General features: G+C 72.3%; 2 protein-coding genes. One reads left to right on the forward strand and one right to left on the reverse strand.

From position 1 onward, the window contains the following. Nucleotides 1–46 precede the first annotated feature (46 nt). Nucleotides 47–1,072, reverse strand: a complete 1,026-nt coding sequence (locus ACFU5G_RS29865; protein ID WP_377252776.1) for a LacI family DNA-binding transcriptional regulator — start codon at nt 1,070–1,072, stop codon at nt 47–49. A gap of 85 nt (nt 1,073–1,157) precedes the next feature. Between ACFU5G_RS29865 and ACFU5G_RS29870 the strand changes: the two genes are divergently transcribed. Further along, nucleotides 1,158–1,535: an L-rhamnose mutarotase gene (locus ACFU5G_RS29870; protein WP_377252778.1), complete on the forward strand. Its 378-nt coding sequence runs from the start codon at nt 1,158–1,160 to the stop codon at nt 1,533–1,535. Nucleotides 1,536–1,626 lie beyond the last annotated feature (91 nt).

Raw genomic sequence — 1,626 nt, forward strand, 5'->3', positions numbered from 1 at the left:
CGACCAGCGGGGCTACCGCGGGTCGAGCCTGTCGAGACCCTCAGCGCTACGCCCCTGCCGCGGAGCTGGAGCCCCGGACCACCAGCGTCGGCTGGAACATCACGTGCTCGGCGGTCGCGTCCGGCCCGTCCAGCAGCAGGTCCGCGGCGCGGGCACCGAGCTCGTGCGTCGGCTGCCGCACGGAGGTCAGGGGCGTGGACAGCTCGGCGGCGAACGTCACGTCGTCGTACCCCACGACCGCCACCTCGGCCGGGACCGCGATGTTCTCGGTACGCAGCGTGCGCAGCACGCCCAGCGCCACCAGGTCGTTGACGCAGAACACGGCGGTGGGCCGGTCGCCTCGCTCCAGCAGCCCGCGGATCGCGGCCTCCCCGCCGTCGGCGTTCAGGCTGGGTACCGTGACCTCGACGAGCGCGGTCGCCGGGTCCAGCCCGGCCGTGACCAGCTCCTTGACGACGCCCTCGTGCCGGTCGGCACACTGCCGGATCGTGTGCGGGCCGTTCAGGAACGCGATGCGCGTGTGCCCCTCGTCGAGCAGGTGCCGCGCGGCGAGCTCGCCGCCGCGCACGTCGTCGACGGCCACGGACGAGATGCTCGGGTCGGACGACGGCCGGTCCAGCAGCACCACGCCGGTGCCGCGCCGGCGGACCGCGAGCAGGTGCTCGATGTCGTCGGTGGCCGGCACGACCATCACGCCCTGCACCCCGTGCTCCTCGAACAGGCGCAGGTAGCGCTGCTCGCGGTCGGGATCGTCGTCGGACGAGGCGACCATCAGCGTGAAGTCGTCGCGGTCCAGGCGCTCCTCGATGCCGCGCGCCAGGTCGGTGAAGAACGGGTTGGCGATGTCCAGCACGATCGCGCCGACCGTGGTGATGGTCCCCGCGCGGAGTTGCCGGGCCGAGCCGTTGCGCACGAAGCTCAGCTCGTCGATCGCGGCCTCGACCCGCTCGCGGGTCCCGGGCAGCACGCGCTCGGGACGGTTGAGCACGTTGGACACGGTGCCGACGGAGACGCCGGCGGCGCGGGCGACGTCGGCGATGGATGCTCGGCGGTGAGCGGCCGGCTGGGTCATGGAGCGCCTCCTTGCTTCGGGCTACATTATGAACCGTTTCAGGGCGGAGGTCGCCCTTCACGGGGATCGAACCGGAGGACCGGACATGTCGAGCAACACCGCTGGTGCACGCGTCTGCTTCACGTCCCGGGTGCGGGCGGACCGGCTGGACGAGTACCGCGCGGCGCACGCCGCCGTCTGGCCCGAGATGCTGGAGGCCCTGCGCGACACCGGCTGGCGCGACTACCACCTGTTCCTGCGGGACGACGGGCTGCTGGTCGGGTTCCTCGAGACCGACGACTACGCGGCGGCGCAGCGCGGGATGGCCGCGACCGAGGTCAACGCGCGCTGGCAGGCCGCGATGTCGGGCTTCTTCGTCGACGAGGGCAACCCGGACGACGGGTTCGTGCTGCTGGACGAGGTGTTCCACCTGGAGGCCCAGCTCGCGGCCCTGCCGGAGCAGGCCCCGTCCGAGGACCGCTGACCGGCAGGCCGCAGCGCCTGGTCGCTGTCGGCCGCCGACGTCGTCCTTCCCTTTGAGGCCTAAGTTTCTTCGCTTTGGAGCCATCCAAAGC

This window comes from Promicromonospora sp. NPDC057488, from assembly GCF_042802395.1.
Classification (GTDB): domain Bacteria; phylum Actinomycetota; class Actinomycetes; order Actinomycetales; family Cellulomonadaceae; genus Promicromonospora.

Coding starts and splice junctions, on each gene's coding strand:
- ACFU5G_RS29865 (WP_377252776.1), bottom strand. CDS start 1,072: ATGACCCAGCCGGCCGCTCACCGCCGAGCATCCATCGCCGACGTCGCC.
- ACFU5G_RS29870 (WP_377252778.1), top strand. CDS start 1,158: ATGTCGAGCAACACCGCTGGTGCACGCGTCTGCTTCACGTCCCGGGTG.